General features: G+C 68.9%; 15 protein-coding genes. 8 read left to right on the top strand and 7 right to left on the bottom strand.

What is annotated here, in order from left to right; all coding sequences use genetic code 11:
- The first annotated feature begins 127 nt into the window (after nt 1-127).
- Complete coding sequence (locus tag ACWGID_RS21605) at nt 128-1,915, top strand: alpha/beta fold hydrolase (RefSeq protein ID WP_452199123.1); 1,788 nt, start codon at nt 128-130, stop codon at nt 1,913-1,915.
- Here the strand turns inward: ACWGID_RS21605 and ACWGID_RS21610 are convergent.
- The 3 genes from ACWGID_RS21610 to ACWGID_RS21620 form a co-directional block, all read right to left on the bottom strand.
- Nucleotides 1,887-2,798 (bottom strand): S66 peptidase family protein, encoded by a 912-nt coding sequence (locus tag ACWGID_RS21610; protein ID WP_452199125.1) that lies wholly within the window; start codon nt 2,796-2,798, stop codon nt 1,887-1,889. The two genes, ACWGID_RS21605 and ACWGID_RS21610, sit on opposite strands and share 29 nt — an antisense overlap.
- Before the next feature lie 10 nt (nt 2,799-2,808).
- Nucleotides 2,809-6,180, bottom strand: a complete 3,372-nt coding sequence (locus ACWGID_RS21615) for a phosphodiester glycosidase family protein (protein WP_452199127.1) — start codon at nt 6,178-6,180, stop codon at nt 2,809-2,811.
- Nucleotides 6,181-6,324: 144 nt separating this feature from the next.
- Nucleotides 6,325-6,648, bottom strand: coding sequence for a rhodanese-like domain-containing protein (locus tag ACWGID_RS21620; RefSeq protein ID WP_452199129.1), 324 nt, complete (start codon nt 6,646-6,648; stop codon nt 6,325-6,327).
- A 126-nt stretch (nt 6,649-6,774) separates the two neighbouring features.
- On the opposite strand from ACWGID_RS21620, the gene ACWGID_RS21625 reads away from it, so the two are divergent.
- Nucleotides 6,775-7,611: a hypothetical protein gene (locus tag ACWGID_RS21625; RefSeq protein ID WP_452199131.1), complete on the top strand. Its 837-nt coding sequence runs from the start codon at nt 6,775-6,777 to the stop codon at nt 7,609-7,611.
- Between the two features lie 72 nt (nt 7,612-7,683).
- Entirely contained in the window at nt 7,684-8,661 is a 978-nt protein-coding gene (locus ACWGID_RS21630) for a trypsin-like serine peptidase (RefSeq protein WP_452199133.1), read from the top strand.
- A 144-nt stretch (nt 8,662-8,805) separates the two neighbouring features.
- Here the strand turns inward: ACWGID_RS21630 and ACWGID_RS21635 are convergent, their stop codons facing one another.
- Nucleotides 8,806-9,252, bottom strand: a complete 447-nt coding sequence (locus ACWGID_RS21635; protein ID WP_452199135.1) for a DUF2871 domain-containing protein — start codon at nt 9,250-9,252, stop codon at nt 8,806-8,808.
- A gap of 41 nt (nt 9,253-9,293) precedes the next feature.
- Nucleotides 9,294-10,151, bottom strand: a complete 858-nt coding sequence (locus ACWGID_RS21640; RefSeq protein ID WP_452199137.1) for a DNA-formamidopyrimidine glycosylase family protein — start codon at nt 10,149-10,151, stop codon at nt 9,294-9,296.
- Between the two features lie 75 nt (nt 10,152-10,226).
- On the opposite strand from ACWGID_RS21640, the gene ACWGID_RS21645 reads away from it, so the two are divergent.
- Together ACWGID_RS21645 and ACWGID_RS21650 are read left to right on the top strand one after the other, a co-directional pair.
- Nucleotides 10,227-10,760, top strand: a complete 534-nt coding sequence (locus ACWGID_RS21645; RefSeq protein ID WP_452199139.1) for a CbrC family protein — start codon at nt 10,227-10,229, stop codon at nt 10,758-10,760.
- A 79-nt stretch (nt 10,761-10,839) separates the two neighbouring features.
- Complete coding sequence (locus ACWGID_RS21650) at nt 10,840-10,980, top strand: hypothetical protein (protein ID WP_387768016.1); 141 nt, start codon at nt 10,840-10,842, stop codon at nt 10,978-10,980.
- Here the strand turns inward: ACWGID_RS21650 and ACWGID_RS21655 are convergent.
- Nucleotides 10,974-11,798, bottom strand: coding sequence for a class I SAM-dependent methyltransferase (locus ACWGID_RS21655; RefSeq protein WP_452199141.1), 825 nt, complete (start codon nt 11,796-11,798; stop codon nt 10,974-10,976). The genes ACWGID_RS21650 and ACWGID_RS21655 overlap by 7 nt on opposite strands.
- A gap of 85 nt (nt 11,799-11,883) precedes the next feature.
- On the opposite strand from ACWGID_RS21655, the gene ACWGID_RS21660 reads away from it, so the two are divergent.
- Nucleotides 11,884-13,062 carry a DUF418 domain-containing protein gene (locus ACWGID_RS21660; RefSeq protein WP_452199143.1) on the top strand — a complete coding sequence of 393 codons (1,179 nt, stop codon included), beginning with the start codon at nt 11,884-11,886 and terminating at the stop codon, nt 13,060-13,062.
- Here the strand turns inward: ACWGID_RS21660 and ACWGID_RS21665 are convergent.
- Complete coding sequence (locus ACWGID_RS21665; RefSeq protein WP_452199145.1) at nt 13,050-13,319, bottom strand: hypothetical protein; 270 nt, start codon at nt 13,317-13,319, stop codon at nt 13,050-13,052. The genes ACWGID_RS21660 and ACWGID_RS21665 overlap by 13 nt on opposite strands.
- A gap of 82 nt (nt 13,320-13,401) precedes the next feature.
- Between ACWGID_RS21665 and ACWGID_RS21670 the strand changes: the two genes are divergently transcribed.
- Both ACWGID_RS21670 and ACWGID_RS21675 read left to right on the top strand, forming a co-directional pair.
- On the top strand, nt 13,402-14,355 hold the full coding sequence (locus tag ACWGID_RS21670) for a helix-turn-helix domain-containing protein (protein ID WP_452199147.1): 954 nt from the start codon (nt 13,402-13,404) through the stop codon (nt 14,353-14,355).
- A 111-nt stretch (nt 14,356-14,466) separates the two neighbouring features.
- A complete protein-coding gene (locus tag ACWGID_RS21675; RefSeq protein ID WP_452199149.1) occupies nt 14,467-15,537 on the top strand; it encodes an acyltransferase family protein in 1,071 nt (356 codons plus the stop codon).
- The last annotated feature ends 72 nt before the right edge of the window (nt 15,538-15,609 follow it).

Consider the following 15,609-nt stretch of genomic DNA (forward strand, 5'->3'; position numbering starts at 1 on the left):
GGGGGGGGGGGCGGGGGGGCGCGCCCCCCCCCTCTGCCCCGCGCCCCCGCGCCCCCGCGCCCCCCCCGCATCGGGGGGGGGGGCCAACCCCCGCCTAAACCCCCCCCGGCCGTGTGAGGATGAAAGCGTGCTGCTGACGACGCTGTTCTCCTTGCCCACCACCATGGCCCTCGACGTCGACGACGAGGGCCGGCTGCTGGTGCTGTACGACGGCACCGGCACCCGCCAGGTCAACGAGGTCGCACCCGACGGGACGTGGCGTGCACTCACCGACCTCGGTGACACCTGCCGCGGCGCCCGCTTCATCCCGGGCAGCAGCCAGGTGGTCGTCGAGCACGACACCGGCGGCGACGAACGCGGCCAGCTCTCCTTGCTGGACCTGACCGACTCCGGCCTGCCCGCACTGTCCCCACTGGTGCACGACACGCAGTACATCCACCATCTGGTCGCTGCGCGCGCCGGACGGGTTCTCTACACGACGAACCGCCGCAACGGTGTCGACTTCGACCTGGTCGCGCACGAGCTGGCCACCGGCCGCGAGAACGTCCTGTACGACGAGGGCGGCTGGGTGATGGCCGTCGACCCGTCACCCGACGACAAGTGGGTCGTGCTCACGAAGGCCAGCACCCCGGCCAACTCGATGCAGCTCCTGCTGGTCGAGACCTCGAGCCGTGCGGTCACTGAGCTCACCGCGGAAGACGCACACAACGACCAGGGGTCGGTCGCCTGGCTGCCGGACTCGTCCGCGTTCCTGGTGTCCACCAACGCCGATCGCGACCGGATGGCCCTGCGCCGGTACGACGTGGCGAACGGCACCTGGAGCGACCTGCTGGTGGACGACGCCCGCGACGTGGCCGGGTGGCCCTCACCGAACGGCGAGCACCTGTTGGTCGGCGTACTGGAGGACGGGGAGGTGACGCTGGCGCTGCATCGGCTGGAGGACGGGTCGGCGATCGCGTCGCTCGACCTGCCCGCTGGTGGTACTGCCGCGCTGTCGATGGCCACGCCGGATCCGATCTGGTCGGCCGACGGCTCGTTCGCGGCGATCACCTACAACTCGCCGGTGACGCCGCCGACGGTGTTCCGTTTCGTTCCGGGCGGTGAGCTGACCGCGGTCCGGCCGGCCGACCAGCCCGACGTACCGGCTGAGCTGCGGCATCCGGAGAGTCTGCGGGTGCCGTCGTTCGACGGCGAGCAGGTGCCGGTGTTCGTGTTCCGGCCGACCGGTGCGGACCTGGGGTCGACCGTGGTCCACGTGCACGGTGGTCCGGAGGGTGCCGCGCTGCGGATCTGGAGCCCGATCATCTCCGCGCTGGCGGGCGAGGGACACACGGTCGTCGTACCGAACGTCCGCGGCTCGGCCGGCTACGGGAAGCGCTGGTACTCCCTCGACGACCGCGCGTTGCGGCTCGACTCGGTCAAGGACCTGGCCGCGATCAACGCCTGGCTGCCGACGATCGGTGCCGACCCGAAGCGGGCCGCGCTGTGGGGCGGTTCGTACGGCGGTTACATGGTGCTGGCCGGTGTCGCGTTCCAGCCCGAGCTGTGGGCGGCCGGGGTGGACATCGTCGGGATCGCCTCACTGGTGACGTTCCTGGAGAACACCTCGGCGTACCGGCGTTCGATGCGTGAGCGTGAGTACGGCTACCTGGCGACCGACCGCGAGTTCCTGGCGTCGGCGAGCCCGATCAGCCGGGTCGACGACATCCGGGCGCCGTTGTTCGTCATCCACGGCGCCAACGACCCGCGCGTCCCACTGTCCGAGGCGGAGCAGATCACGGCCGCGCTGACGAAGCGCGGCGTACCGTGCGAGCTGCTCGTGTACCCCGACGAAGGCCACGGCCTCGCCAAGCTCACGAACCGCCTCGACGCCTACCCGCAGGCCTTCACCTTCCTGCGTGACCACCTGGGGTAAGGGTGCCGGCGGTCGCGTCGAGCCGTACCGGCAGTCCGAGCGGTACGGCGAGGTTCAACGCGTCATGTCCGATCGCCGCACCCTCCACCATCGGTACACCGAGTGGCTCCAGCCGCTCGCGGATGAGGTCGTCGACGCCGTCGTCGGCATCACTGAAGTCACCGATCACCACACCGGTGGCCTGCTCGAACCACCCCGCCCGCAGCAGCTGCGTCAGCAACCGGTCGGCTCGGTACGACTCCTCGTTGACGTCCTCGAGGACGACGACACCCGCCGGCGGCGCGTAGGTCGGCGTACCGACGCTGGACGCGAGCATCGCCAGGTTGCCGCCGCGCAACGGCCCCTCGGCGACCCCGTCGACCACGGTGCGCGCACCCACCGGTGCGAGCAGGTCGGTGACACTCTCCGGCTCGAACAGCAACGCCCGCAGCCGCTCACGCCCCTCGGCGTTCTCCAACTGCTCCACCGCGGCCGCCATCGGGCCGTGGACCGTCACCAGCCCCCGCGCGTTCAGCGGCTCGTGCAGCGCCGTGATGTCGCTGAACCCGACAAACCACTTCGGTACGGCGACCAGCTCGTCGAGGTCGACGTACTCGAGCATCCGCTGGACGCCGTACCCGCCGCGCGCGCAGAACACCGCGGCGAACTGCGGGTCCAGCCAGGCGTTCCGCAGATCGTCGGCGCGTGCCTTGTCGTCGGCGGCCAGGTACCGGAACCGGTCGTGCCCGGCGAGCACCGCCGGCAGCACGACCACCTCGAGCCCCCAGGACTCGAGGTGCCGCTGCCCGATCGCGAGCCGCGCCACGTCCACTCGCCCGGAAGGCGCCACAACGGCAACCCGATCACCACTCCGCAGCCGCTGCGGCACCACTACGTCTGTCACCCGGCTGAACCTACCAATTGACCGTGATCGTCGTGCTCTTCGAGACCCCGTTCACGGTCACGCCCAGCTCTGCGGTGCCAGGACGCAGCGCGGTGACCTGACCGGTCGCCGGGTCGTACGACGCGACCGCCCAGAAGGGAGCGGTCTTCGCCGGACCGACGTACAGCTGCTGCGAACCGAACCAGTCGGACGACACCGGGAACGCCACCGGAACCCGGCGGCCCTCCTGGACGACGGTCGCCGCCGCCGGACCGGACTGGCCGCGGCGCAGCGTCGCCGGGGCGGACAGCTCGAGCGAATCGACGTGCGGCCGCAGCTCGACCTGGAACCAGGACCGCTCCGGCGCCGACCAGTTCCGCTCGCCCGCGGCCGCCGCGGGCACCTTCGGATCGATCCCGACGAGCGCCCACCCGGTGAAGCCACCCGCGTCCGGAGCGGCAGCCGGCGACTTCCCCGAGTTGCCGGTCAGCGGCAGCAGTACGCCGTCCGTGCGGGTCGCCGCGAACGTCCCGGCGTGCCCCGCCATGTACGCCGCACCCTTGCCGGTCGAGGCCCGGAAATCCGCGAGCCACTTCACGATCATCGCGGCTTCCTTGCGGTCACCGAGCTGCGAGTTCTGCGTCGGCGACGGGTCGTCGATCGGGTGATGCGCCATCACCACGACGTTCTTGATCGACTTGTCCGTGGCGGCCGAGTCGAGCTGCTTGCGCAGGTCGAGGATCTGGTCGAACCCACCGGCCCGCAGCGACCCCAGCGACGAGTCGCGCAGGATGAACCGGGTGCCCTTGTGATCGAACGTGCTGCTCGCGGCGCCGAAGACCTTCTTCCACTCGGACAGGTCGCCCGGCCCGTACGTCTCGTGGTTGCCCGGCACGTAGTGCACCGGCACCTTGCCGGCCACTTCCTCGTCGATGATCTGCTTGGCCAGCGCGATGTCCGGCCCGAACGCCCGGTCGACGAAGTCGCCGTTGATCACCAGGAAGTCGGGGTTCTGCGCGAGGGCCTCGCGGATCGTCCGGCGCGCCTGCTTCACGTAGTCCGAGTTCGGGTCGTCGGAGGTGAACTGCGCGTCCGACATCACCGCGAACCGCCAGCGGCCGCTGGTCTGGACGGTCCCGTCGGTGACCACCATCGGGTCGATCACCTTCGCCGGCGGGTCCATCGTCACCGGCGGCGCGCTGCGCACGGTCAGGTCGTCGATCACGATCCGTCCGGAGTACTGGCGGGTCGGCGAGGTTTCCACGACGTAGATCCGCCAGAACCGCAGCGGCATCGCGAGTCCGGCCGGGATGTCCGCCTCGACGTACTTCCAGCCGGTCCAGTCGATCGTCGCGGCGAGGTTCAGCGTCTGCGCCGTACCACCGGCCGCGTCGTACGCGTTCGCGCGCAGCCACGCGCCCTTGCCGTCGCCGTACACCCAGGCGCCGAGCTTCTGCGGCTGCCCCGGAATCGTCTGCTGCGGGGTCTGCGACAGGTACGCCGCCCGCGTGGCAGTGCTGCCCGTCAGCGAGTAGTCGAGCGCGATCGCCTGACCACCGTCATGCCCCTCCGCGGCGGACCGCGACGCCGTCGCCGCACCGACCGGTACGGCGTTCGCCGCCCACTTGGTGACATCGTCGAGCTCGTCGACCACCGTGCTCGCCAGACCGGCCGTGACGCTGAGCTGCGTGCTCAGCCCGCCGACGGTCGCGGTCACCACGGTCGCCACCGCTTCGTTGCTCAGGGCACTGGCTTCGAACCCATTGCCCTTCGCAACGATCTTGACCTTCGTCGCGTCGTAGCTGAGTTTCACGTCGCGCGGCTCGATCCAGGTCGAGAAGCCGTCGGCGGCGTACCCGTCGATCTCGAAGAAGCCCTTGGCGGCCGTGTCCGCGAGCGACACCTGGCGGCTCGACGGGGCGAGGCGGGCCGGCGTACCGAGCACTGTCATCGGGAACCTTCCGTTCGCCGCACCGCGCGTGGCGGTGACGATCGCGTCGCCTGCCTTGCGGCCGGTGACCACACCGTTCTGATCGACGCGGACGTTACTTCCGGCGTACCAGAGCGGCGTACCCGAGGCGGGGGCGTAGGTCTCGTCGTACCCGGTGGCCTTGAGGACCCGGGTGAGTCCGGTGAGGACGCGCGAGCTGCGGGAGAGGTCGGCGTCCTGGTCGGCCTCGGCGGTACCGGTGGACTCGACGCGGTAGCCGGTGAGCTTGCCGGAACCCTTGACCGGCAGCAGGCCGAGACCGTTCGGGATCAGCCGCTCGCCGCCGTCCGACGGGTCGTTGACGACCTTCGGCGCGGCCTGGCCCGGCGTCCGGGCGAGCATCGTCGAGGAGCCGCCGCCGTCCAGGTTCAGGGCGTCGTCGGCGCCGAGGCTGATCATCAGCTCGCCCATCTCCTTCAGCGACAGGCCGCGGGATCCGGTGGCCCGGCCGTCGACGGTGAGCAGGAACATCCGGCTGCCGTCGGCGTCGAACCCGATCGCGGTCCGCGGCGCGAGGTCGGCGTCCGGCACCGTGGCCGGGACCTTGCCGTCCTTCGCGAGCTGGTAGTTGCCGCTGACTGCGGTCGCGACGTCGGCGGCGTCCGGGCGCAGGCCGTACTCGACGTCGACCTTGTCGCCGATCGCGAACGCGGCCAGCGCGTCGGCGCCCGCCTCGCGTCCGATCAGCGCCTGCTCGCCGGCGGCCAACGGGGTGGTGGCCGGAGTGGTGGCCGAGCTGACGACCACTCCGTCGCGAAGGATCACCTCGCGCACGGTCGGCAGGCCGTCGACGGTCCGGGTCCGGGCCGCGTCGCCCCACTCCGGGGTGTAGAGGCCGATGCCGCCACTGTTGACGGCCGGCGAGTTGAGGTTGGTCAGTGCGAGCTTCGTGGCGCCGTCGGCCGCCGTACCCTGCAGGAAGAGCTGGGCGATCTTGCCGAGGCCGTCCTTGCCGATCACCGCGGTGTCGTTGTGGCCGGCCGCCGGGGCGTTCAGCAGCTTGCCGCTCTGCTCGACGCCGACGCCGAGCGGGGCGGTGGTGTCGTTGATGTCGAAGAAGTCACCGTTCACACCGGCGATCGCACCCTTGCGGGCGAGCTGCTGGCTGAGTGGCTGGCCGCCGGACACCTTGCCGCCGTTGGTGACCAGGTCGACCGTCACACCGTGCTTGTCCAGGTCGGTGTCCAGGATGTCGCCGCGCTGCCAGCCCTTCGGGTCAAGACGCTCGAAGGACGTGTAGTTCACGCCAGGCGCGACCGGTCCGTCGACGCGCGACGTCAGTACGCCGTCCTCGGCGATCGCGGCGTCCGGAATGCCCGGCGTACCGGGCCGGGCGAGCGCTGGATTGACGAGGACGCCGGCCAACAGACCACCAACGCCGAGCGCTGTGGTCAAGGGACGGATGAGCGACACAAAAGCCTCCCCAACGGTGGACGGACGCGGTTATCCGACGCCGCGCGCGCTACCGCCGTGTGAGGCGAAGGTGTACGCCGGTCAACCGACCGGTGACAAAGTAACCCCTGCGATCACTGTGTGGAAGGTTTTCTTCTCATTCCGTCAGTTCGTGCTGACCGGACGACCCGAGGTCTGCCAGGCGTGCATGCCGCCGTCGAGGTTGATCGCCTCCCGGCCGAGCTGGTTCAGGAACTGGGTGGCCATCCCGGAGCGGCCGCCGACCGCGCAGACGCAGAGCACCTTCTGGTCCACCGGCACCTCGCCGACGCGCTCCTGCAACTCACCGAGCGGGATGTGGTTGGCGCCGTCGATGTGCCCGCGGTCCCACTCGTCCGGCTCGCGGACGTCGAGCACGAACGCCTCCGCCAGCAGGTCGTCGTCGAGCTCGGCCACCACTACGGAAGGAATCTCCTGGTTCCGGAACATGCCGCCAAGCATGGCAGACCCGTCCAACGATCGCTTGGCCGGTTTCGGAAGGCGGTTGCCCTGCGGACGGGATAACCGATTGACGGGGGCGGGCGGATTTCGGATGGTGGCTCGGAGGAGGCTGCGGTGGCACTGATTCAGGGGATCCCGGGGGAATTCGAGCCGCAACCCTGGGGAGAGGCGATTCTGCGGAGTCACAAGCTCCTGCTGCTCCGGATCGCCCATCGGCCGGCGGATGACGAAGTACGCCTGCCCGGCCTGGTCACCATGCCGCTGCATGTTGTCGAAGACCACACCGGCCGGGCGCTGACCTGGCGTCGAGACGGTGCCGACCTGGTCGTCCGACTGCCCGACTCCGGCGATCCGCCGGTCGTCCGCGTCGCGCTGCAGGGCAAGCTCCGGATCGTCCCGCCGGACACGGTCACCGCGAACGCGGACGGCGTCTGGGACGTCACCCCGGCAGGTACGACGGCGCATCTCATTGCCCGCCGCGCCGCTGATGTCGCCATCCGATTCGTCGGCATGGTGGAGCCGGACAGCCGGCACCACATCCGCCTGGCCGGCCGCCGGTACGGCGTGACCGGTCAGCAACTCACCCGGACCACGGTCGGACCGTTCCCGATGCCGGCCGACCGGGTCGTCCCGTTGCCCGTCCCGACCGGAGTACGGCGAGTGCTCGTCGCACCCGTCGGGACAGTGCTGGCGTCGATCCACCCGGGCCGCGACGAGATCACCGTGGTGGTGACCAACTTCGGCCGTACGCCGGTCCGCGGCGAGGTCGAACTCCCGTTGCCGACCGCATGGTCCGCGACCGAGCAGTACTGGACGTTCGACGATCTCGAGCCCGGGCGGTCCGTCGGATGGGTCACGCGGGTCGCCGGTCCGGACGGCGATCACGAACTGCGGGTCCGGTTGGAGGCGGGACGCCGCTCGGCGTCATCACCGTACGTCGTTCACCTGTGACCGCTTGCATTCTGAGAGCGCTTCACCTCTACTGGCAGTGATCGATCTCCCGCCCCGATCGAGGAGTCACGCATGCGCAGAACCACCGCCGCCACCCGTCTGCTCGCCGCCGGAATCCTGCTGGTCACCGGAGCCGTAGTCACTCCAGCAGCAGCCGCTCCAGCCACAGCCGCCCCCGCCGCCGCTACCGGTCCCGCTGCGACCACCGCCGTACGGGCGCCTGCGCTGCCGGCGAAGGCCCGCGCCGGTGCGCTGGACGCGACAGGGTATTGGACCGCTGAGAAGCTGCGGACCGCCATCCCGGCCGACCTGCCGTCCGGAACCGCCGGAACGCCTTTGAAACAAGGGACTTCCAGTGGGATCGCGTCGAAGCCGGTCGCACCGCTCAGGAACAAGGCCGCCAACGAGGCGGTCCCGAGTACGGCCGGGAAGCTGTTCTTCACCGACAACGGGCTGGACTACGTGTGCTCGGCGTCCACCATCAACAACGGCTACAAGAACCTGATCATCACCGCCGGGCACTGCGTCCACAGCGGGCAAGGCGGCGCCTGGCACTCGAACATCGTGTTCGCGCCGGCGTACTACAACGGCCAGTCGGGCTACGGCCTGTGGAACTGGAGCCAGGCGCGCGCGTTCAACTCCTGGATCAACAGCAGCGACTTCAGCCACGACCAGGCGTTCGTCACGCTCCAGCAGCGCGACGGCGCGAACCTGATCGACGCGGTCGGCGGCAACGGGCTCGTCTGGGGCAACTCGACCAGCCAAGCGGGCACCCGGATCTGGGGCTGGCCGGCCGAACCGCCGTACAACGGTGAGGTGCCGTACTACTGCGACGGCACCACGTACGCGTGGAGCGGTTCGGACGCGGCGCTGACCTGCTCGATGAACGGCGGGGCGAGCGGCGGCCCCTGGCTGAAGGACCGCATCGACGCCAACCTCGGGTACGTGTTCGCCGTGACCTCACGCCGGACCACGAGCGGTACGCCGACGTTGCTGTCGACACCGAACACGCCCGACGTGAAGACCATGTTCGACCAGATGACGACCTAGGCGGCTTCGAGGAACCGACATCGGCAGCTCGACAGTACGTATACGTCCACTGCCGGCCACGGCCCCGCTCACGCACGCCTCACGCCGACCCCCGACCACCGACACTTCCTGTCGAGCTGCCGAAACCTTCACCCCGACGGAGTACTAGCTCGTCTCGACCTGCTCCTCGGCCTTCGGCTCGATCGTGTCCTTGGCGGGCAGGCACTTGCCGAGGTTGATGAAGAAGAAGATCAGGCCGAGGGTGATCGTGATGTGCCCCAGACCGGAGATCCCGTCCAGCGCGGGCCCGGCCTGGTGGCCCAGCACGGTCATCGTGCCGCGGAGCAGCATCATCCCGACCGTGAGCGCGAGGCCGGCGTTGTAGACCCAGAAGAACGCGTCGAACAGCTTGCCCGCGGTCAGGGTGAACAGCTTCTCCAGCGCGAGCACGATCAGGAAGAAGAGCATCCCCAACGCCAGGATGTGGGTGTGGACGACGCCGAGCTGGGAGTCGCCGGTGAAATCGTTGAGTTTGGTGAGCTCGCGGTAGTACAGCCCGCTGATCAGCCCGAGAATCATGTAGACGTGTGCTGCCACGTAGATCTTCCGCATGGGCGGGAACCTACTACTTGAACAGCCTCGGCATCCTTCGATTACTTGAGCAGCTTCGACATCCTGCGGTCGGCCAGCGGCTTGCCGCCGGTCTGGCAGGTCGCGCAGTACTGCAGGGAGGAGTCGGCGAAGCTGACCTCGCGGACGATGTCACCGCAGATCGGGCACTTCTGGCCCTTCCTGCCGTGCACCCGCAGGCCCGACTTCTTCTCCCCCTTCAGGTCCTGGACCGCGAGGCCGGCGGACCGGTCGACGGCGTCCTGGAGGGTTTCGCGCATCGCGTCGTACAGGATCTTCAGCTCGTCGTCCGAGAGGTTCGACGCGGGCTTGAACGGGCTCATCTTGGCGACGTGCAGGATCTCGTCGGAGTAGGCGTTGCCGATCCCGGCGATCACCGACTGGTTCCGCAGGACGCCCTTGAGCTGGACCCGGCCGGCTTTCTGCAGGATTGCGCCGAAGTCGTCGAGCGAGAGAGTGAACGGGTTGGGGCCGAGGCGGGCGATGCCGGGCACCTCGTTGACGTCGCGGACGACGTACACCGCGAGCTTCTTCTGGGTGCCGGCCTCGGTCAGGTCGAACCCGGAGCCGTCGTCGAGCACCGTCCGGAGCGCGATCGGGCCCTTCCCCGGGCGCACCAGGCCGGTGTTCTGCTCCTCTTTCCAGCGCAGCCAGCCGGCCCGCGCCAGGTGGATCACCAGGTGCACGCCCTGCGCCGAGATGTCCAGAAACTTCCCGTGCCGCGCCACGTCGTCGATCAACAACCCGACCATCGCCGAGATCGGCGGGTCGTACGTCTTCAACGCGCTGATCGCGGTGATGTCGGCCCGCACGAACGCATGCCCCACCGCCCGCTCCCGCAGGAACGCAGCCAGCGACTCCACCTCAGGCAACTCAGGCACCACCCCAGTGTGCCCGACACCGCCGACGCTTTCCCCTCTCTTGCCAAATCCGCCCCCATCCCCCACCGTCACACCGTGCCGGCCCTACCCACCTTCCGCTATCACCCCGACCCCCTCGCGACCGGCGAGATCACCCCGAGCGAGGGTCAATGCCGGGCCTGCGGGCAGGCCCGCGGCTACTTGTACGTCGGCCCGGTCTTCGCGAAGGAACGGGTCGTCGACGAGCTGTGCCCGTGGTGCATCGCCGACGGCTCAGCGGCCGCGCGCTTCGAGGCGCACTTCACCGACGACTACGGCGTACCGCGGGATGTGCCGGGCGCTGTCGTCGACGAGGTGACGACGCGGACGCCCGGGTTCCACGGCTGGCAGCAGGAGCGCTGGCTCTACCACTGCGCCGACGCGGCGGCGTATCTCGGGCGGGTTGGGTACGACGTGCTTAAGCGGCACCCGGAGGCGGTGGAGATGTTGGTTGACGAGAACCGGGCGTATTGGTCAGTGGAGAGGTGTGAGGAGTACGTGCGTCAGCTGACCGCCGACGGAGAGGCGACCGGGTACCTGTTCAGGTGTTTGGGGTGCGGGAGATACCTGGCGTACTCGGATATGGCCTGAGGGGACGGTCCGGTGGATTACCCATGGTGGGTGGTTGTGGGGGCGGGTAGGTTTTTGGGCAAGAGCTGAGGAGGCCCTGATGGGGTTTGTCAAGACGTTGGTGAAAGGCGCCGTGGTCGCCAAGTTGGTGCAGGTTGCGCAGCGGGAGCTGAGCAAGCCGGAGAACCAGCAGAAGATCAAGCAGGCGGTGCAGAAGGTGCAGCAGCGCCGGGCTCACTGAGCTGGTTTGTGCGCCTGCAGGGTGTAGGTGGCGGCCAGGCGACTGGGCTTCTCGGTCAGGCGCCACTCACCCTCGGCGTCCTCGGTCATCAGACCGGGGAGGGCGTTCCACGGGGCACTGTCGTGCTCGGTGAGGGAGTCGAACACAAAGCCTGACTTCTGGAGGGCCGTGATGATCTCGCCGAGCCCGTGGTTCCACTCGTGCGTCGTGGTCGCCTCGAACTCGATGTCCGTGTCGACGTACGTGCCACCTTCGTCGTACACGAGCGGCTCAGCGGTCTCGAAGTACGAGTACCGCACCTCGGCGACCTCGTCACCCGCGTCGAGCGCCCACAGCATCGGGTGCCCCTCGCGGACGAACAGCCGCCCGCCCGGCTTCAGCAACCCGGCGACCACGTCGGCCCACCGCTGGATGTCCGGCAGCCAGCACAGCGCCCCGATCCCGGTGTAGACGAAGTCGTACGACGCCGCGCCCAGCACCTCCACCGCGTCGTACGCGTCGGCGACGTGGAAGTCCATCGACAACCCGAGCCGTTCCGCGAGCGACCGGGCCTGCTCGATCGCCGGCGCCGAGAAGTCCAGCGCACTCATCCGCGCCCCGAGCCGCGCCAGCGACACGGAGTCGGTGCCGATGTGGCACTGCAGATGCACACCGCGCAACCCGGTGATGTCCCCGAGCCGCGGCCGGTCGAACCGCACCACCCCACTGAGGTACGACGGGTCGCTCAGGAACTCGTCGACGTGGTAATCCGGTGACGCGACATGCGCCGGTACCCGCTCGTCCCAGTTGGCCCGATTGACATCCAAATAGTCACCCACAGCCCAGAGGGTAGATGAAACTCCACCCCATCTGGAGGGGTTTTTACGACTGTGCGCGGAGCGCTGCGCTGATGTGCTGGAGCGCATGGGCCAGGTACTGGATCGGACGCGTATTCAGGACATCGACGCGCTGCGTGGTTTCGCCCTGCTGGGCATCTTGATCGTCAACATCACCTTCGCCGCCTCGGGTTTCCCGATCCACGTCGCGCAGGATCCGGCGTACGACTCCTGGCTCGACCACTCGGTGCACTGGGTCTCGTCGGCCTTCGTGGACATGAAGTTCTATCTGCTGTTCTCGTTCCTGTTCGGGTACAGCTTCCAGCTGCAGATGCAGGCGGCGCAGCGTGCCGGTGCCGCGTTCAAGCCGCGGATGCTGCGGCGGCTCGGCGGCCTGTTCGTGCTCGGTGCCCTGCACGGCGTCTTCCTGATCACCGGCGACATCCTCAGCGTCTACGCCATCATCGGCCTGGTCCTGCTGGGCATGCGCCGGGTGAAGGACCGTACGGCGCTCATCGTGGCCGGCCTGATCTACGCGTACCTCTTCGTCACCCTCGGGATCGCAGCGCTGTTCGTGGATTCGGCCGCGATCCTGGACCCGCCGACGGCCGTCGCCGCGGCGCAGGAGACGACGGCGAATCTGGCGGGCTCGTTCAGCGATGTGATCGGCGAGCACGTTCGCGCGCTCCCGACGTACGGACTCTCGCTGCTGACTGTCCAGGGACCGACGACGCTGGCCGCGTTCCTGGTCGGCATGGTCGCCGGCCGACGGCGGCTGCTGCAGTACGTCGACGGCTCCGACGCGATGCTGCGACTCATCCAACTGGTCGGCTTCGCGATCGGTATCACCGGCGGCATCGTCTACGCGTCCGGCGGCAACGGCGACACCAGGTCGGTGCTGATGAGTGTGATGACAGCGCCGTTCCTCGCGGCCGCGTACGGCGCGACGCTGCTGAGGTTCATGCACACCGACCGAGGGGAAGACATCCGCCGCCTGCTCGCCCCCGCCGGCCGGATGGCGCTGTCGAACTACATCGGCCAGTCGGTGGCGACCGTACTGATCTTCACCGGCGTCGGATTCGGACTGGTGGGTCAGGTGTCTCCACTGGAGACGCTGGGCCTCGCGGTCGGGATCTTCGTCGTCCAACTGATCCTGAGCCACATCTGGCTGAACAGCTTCCGCTACGGCCCGGTGGAAGGCGCGCTGCGGGCGGTCACGAACGCGACCGCCCCCAGTTGGCGCAGAACACTCGATCAGGCCGCGTGACGGCCGTGGTCGGTGAACAGCCGGGCGGTGCGGATGGCGTGCACGGTCCCGGTCGTCGAAGCGGGCTTGTGGTTGAAGGGCTTGGCCGCACCGCCGAGGGCGAGCAGGTCGAGCTTGGTCCGGGCCAGATCGCGGTCGTCGTCCGCCCAGGTGCCGCGCGGTCCGGCGGCCGGACCGGTCGAGTGGCGCCTGTTGCTGATCTCCAGGGCCGCGATCACGGCCAGCGCGATGACTACGAGAAGAATATATCCGGTCATGGCAGTAATACTTCTACCAATCATATTCTGCCACCAGTGGCACTATTGACATACATGCACAAATTCCTGCCATACTGATCAGATGCTCCAGAAGATCGCTGTCGTCCTGATGGAGGACGTCGCCCTGTTCGAGTTCGGGGTGCTGGCCGAGGTCTTCGGGCTGGACCGCACCGACGACGGTGTGCCGCCGTTCGACTTCAAGGTGTGCTCGACCACGCCTGGCGTCCCGATGGAGACCAGCACGCACTCCCAGGTGATCGCGCCGTACGGGCTGGAGGAGCTCGAGGATGCCGACCTGATCGGCATCCCGGCCACCACCTGGCGACACGAGTACGACGAGCAGGTCCTGGACGCGCTCCGGAAGGCGAACGCCCGCGGCGCGATCCTGCTCACGGTCTGCTCCGGCGCCTTCGTGCTCGGCGCCGCCGGCCTGCTCGACGGGCGCTGCTGCACCACCCACTGGCGGTACGCCGACAAGTTCACCCAGCAGTTCCCGACCGTGAAACTCGACCCGGACGTGCTGTTCGTCGACGACGGCGACATCATCACCAGCGCCGGTACCGCGGCCGGGATCGACGCCTGCCTGCACCTGGTCCGCCGCGAGCTCGGCAGCGCGGTCGCGACCCGGATCGCCCGCCGGATGGTCGTCCCGCCCCAGCGCGACGGCGGCCAACGGCAGTACGTCGAGGTGCCGGTGCCCGAGTCGTCCAGTGAGAGCCTGCAGCCGGTCCTGGACTGGATGGTCGACAACCTGGCCATCGAGCACACGGTGCCTGCGCTGGCCCGGCGCGCCCAGATGTCCGAGCGCACCTTCGCCCGCCGCTTCGTCGCCGAGACCGGTACGACGCCGCTCAAATGGGTCACCACCCAGCGCGTCCTGCGCGCCCGGACGCTGCTCGAGCAGACCCGGATGGGGATCGAGCAGATCGCCTCCGAGTCCGGGTTCGGCACCGCCGCGCTGCTGCGGCACCACTTCCGCCGCGTGGTCGGCGTACCGCCGCAGGACTACCGCCGGACGTTCCAAACTGCCGGCTGATGTGATCAAGACATCACCTGGCGGATTTGCATCGCCACCCCCTGCTCTGCCTAAGGTCACGAGGGGGTAACGGCCGAGACGATCGGCGAGCGATGCGTAGATGGAGTGAGTTTGACGACGCCGGACTCCCGCCCGGAGAAACCCGCCCGCAGGCTGAGCTGGGACGTGGTGCGAGTAGTCGCCGTACTCGCGGTGATGTTCACCCACACGACGTACATGGGTCCGTTCCTGCACCCAGAGCTCGGGGCGCCGCTCGGCAAGTACCCGTTCCAGGTCGGCGCCAGCATCCTGCTCGTGATCAGCGCGTACTTCGTCTGCGTGACGATCCGGAGAGGCTCGACGCACCGCTGGTTGTGGCGACGGGTCTGCCGGGTGCTCCCGCCGTACCTGATCGCGGTCATGTTCACGTACCTCGTCCTGGTGCGCTTCGGCCCGAGCAACTGGATCCTGCCGACCCGGCATGACCTCTGGGGCAACCTGACACTGGCCGCCTCGTTCGACCCGACCGTGCAGCTCATCGACGGCTCGTACTGGACGCTCCCGCTGCAGCTGATGGCGTTCGCCGCCGCGGCGCTGCTCTGGCCCCGCGGCCTCGGCCAGCGGATCACCACGCTGCTCTGGATCATGATCCTCGCGCCGGTCGCACTGCAGTGGCACGACCGGATCGGCCACAGCCCGATCTGGGTGATCCAGACCTGGAACGGTCTCGGCCTGCACCGGCTGCAGCTGTTCGCGGTCGGCATCGCGATCTGGCTGTGGTCGCAGCGCCGGATCGGTGTCGTCCATCTCGGCGCCCTGATCGTCGCGACCGTCTTCGCGCAGCACGCGCACACCTCGGACCTACCGTCGTCGCTCGGTATCGGCGCGCTGCTGGTGATCGTCGCGCTGGCCGCGCGCGGCCCGGACTGGACGGTGTTCGCCCGGTTCCGGCGGCCGATCCACTTCCTCGCCCGGATCTCGTTCGGGCTGTACCTGCTGAACCAGGTGATCGGCTACCTGATCGCGTACCGGCTGATGCAGCTCGGCGCGGACCGGTTCGTGCAGATCACCGGCGCGGTGGTCGGCGTGATCGGGCTGGCCTGGCTGCTGACGAAGTACGTCGAGGAGCCGGCGTACCGCGCGCTCGCCTCGCTCCGGGTCCGCAGCCTCCCGGCCCGGGCGTTCGCCTGGCTGAATACTTGACATCGGATACCCGTGAACTAATACTCGATTTCGAGTAATCGAAATCGAGGAGGGGTCATGGCTAGAGGGCAT

The organism is Kribbella sp. NPDC054772, from assembly GCF_053611945.1.

What these genes read in the sequence shown, in the direction of transcription:
- ACWGID_RS21620 (WP_452199129.1), bottom strand. Translation starts at nt 6,648, where the DNA reads ATGTTCCGGAACCAGGAGATTCCTTCCGTAGTGGTGGCCGAGCTCGAC.
- ACWGID_RS21630 (WP_452199133.1), top strand. Translation starts at nt 7,684, where the DNA reads ATGCGCAGAACCACCGCCGCCACCCGTCTGCTCGCCGCCGGAATCCTG.
- ACWGID_RS21635 (WP_452199135.1), bottom strand. Translation starts at nt 9,252, where the DNA reads ATGCGGAAGATCTACGTGGCAGCACACGTCTACATGATTCTCGGGCTG.
- ACWGID_RS21650 (WP_387768016.1), top strand. Translation starts at nt 10,840, where the DNA reads ATGGGGTTTGTCAAGACGTTGGTGAAAGGCGCCGTGGTCGCCAAGTTG.
- ACWGID_RS21660 (WP_452199143.1), top strand. Translation starts at nt 11,884, where the DNA reads ATGGGCCAGGTACTGGATCGGACGCGTATTCAGGACATCGACGCGCTG.
- ACWGID_RS21665 (WP_452199145.1), bottom strand. Translation starts at nt 13,319, where the DNA reads ATGACCGGATATATTCTTCTCGTAGTCATCGCGCTGGCCGTGATCGCG.
- ACWGID_RS21670 (WP_452199147.1), top strand. Translation starts at nt 13,402, where the DNA reads ATGCTCCAGAAGATCGCTGTCGTCCTGATGGAGGACGTCGCCCTGTTC.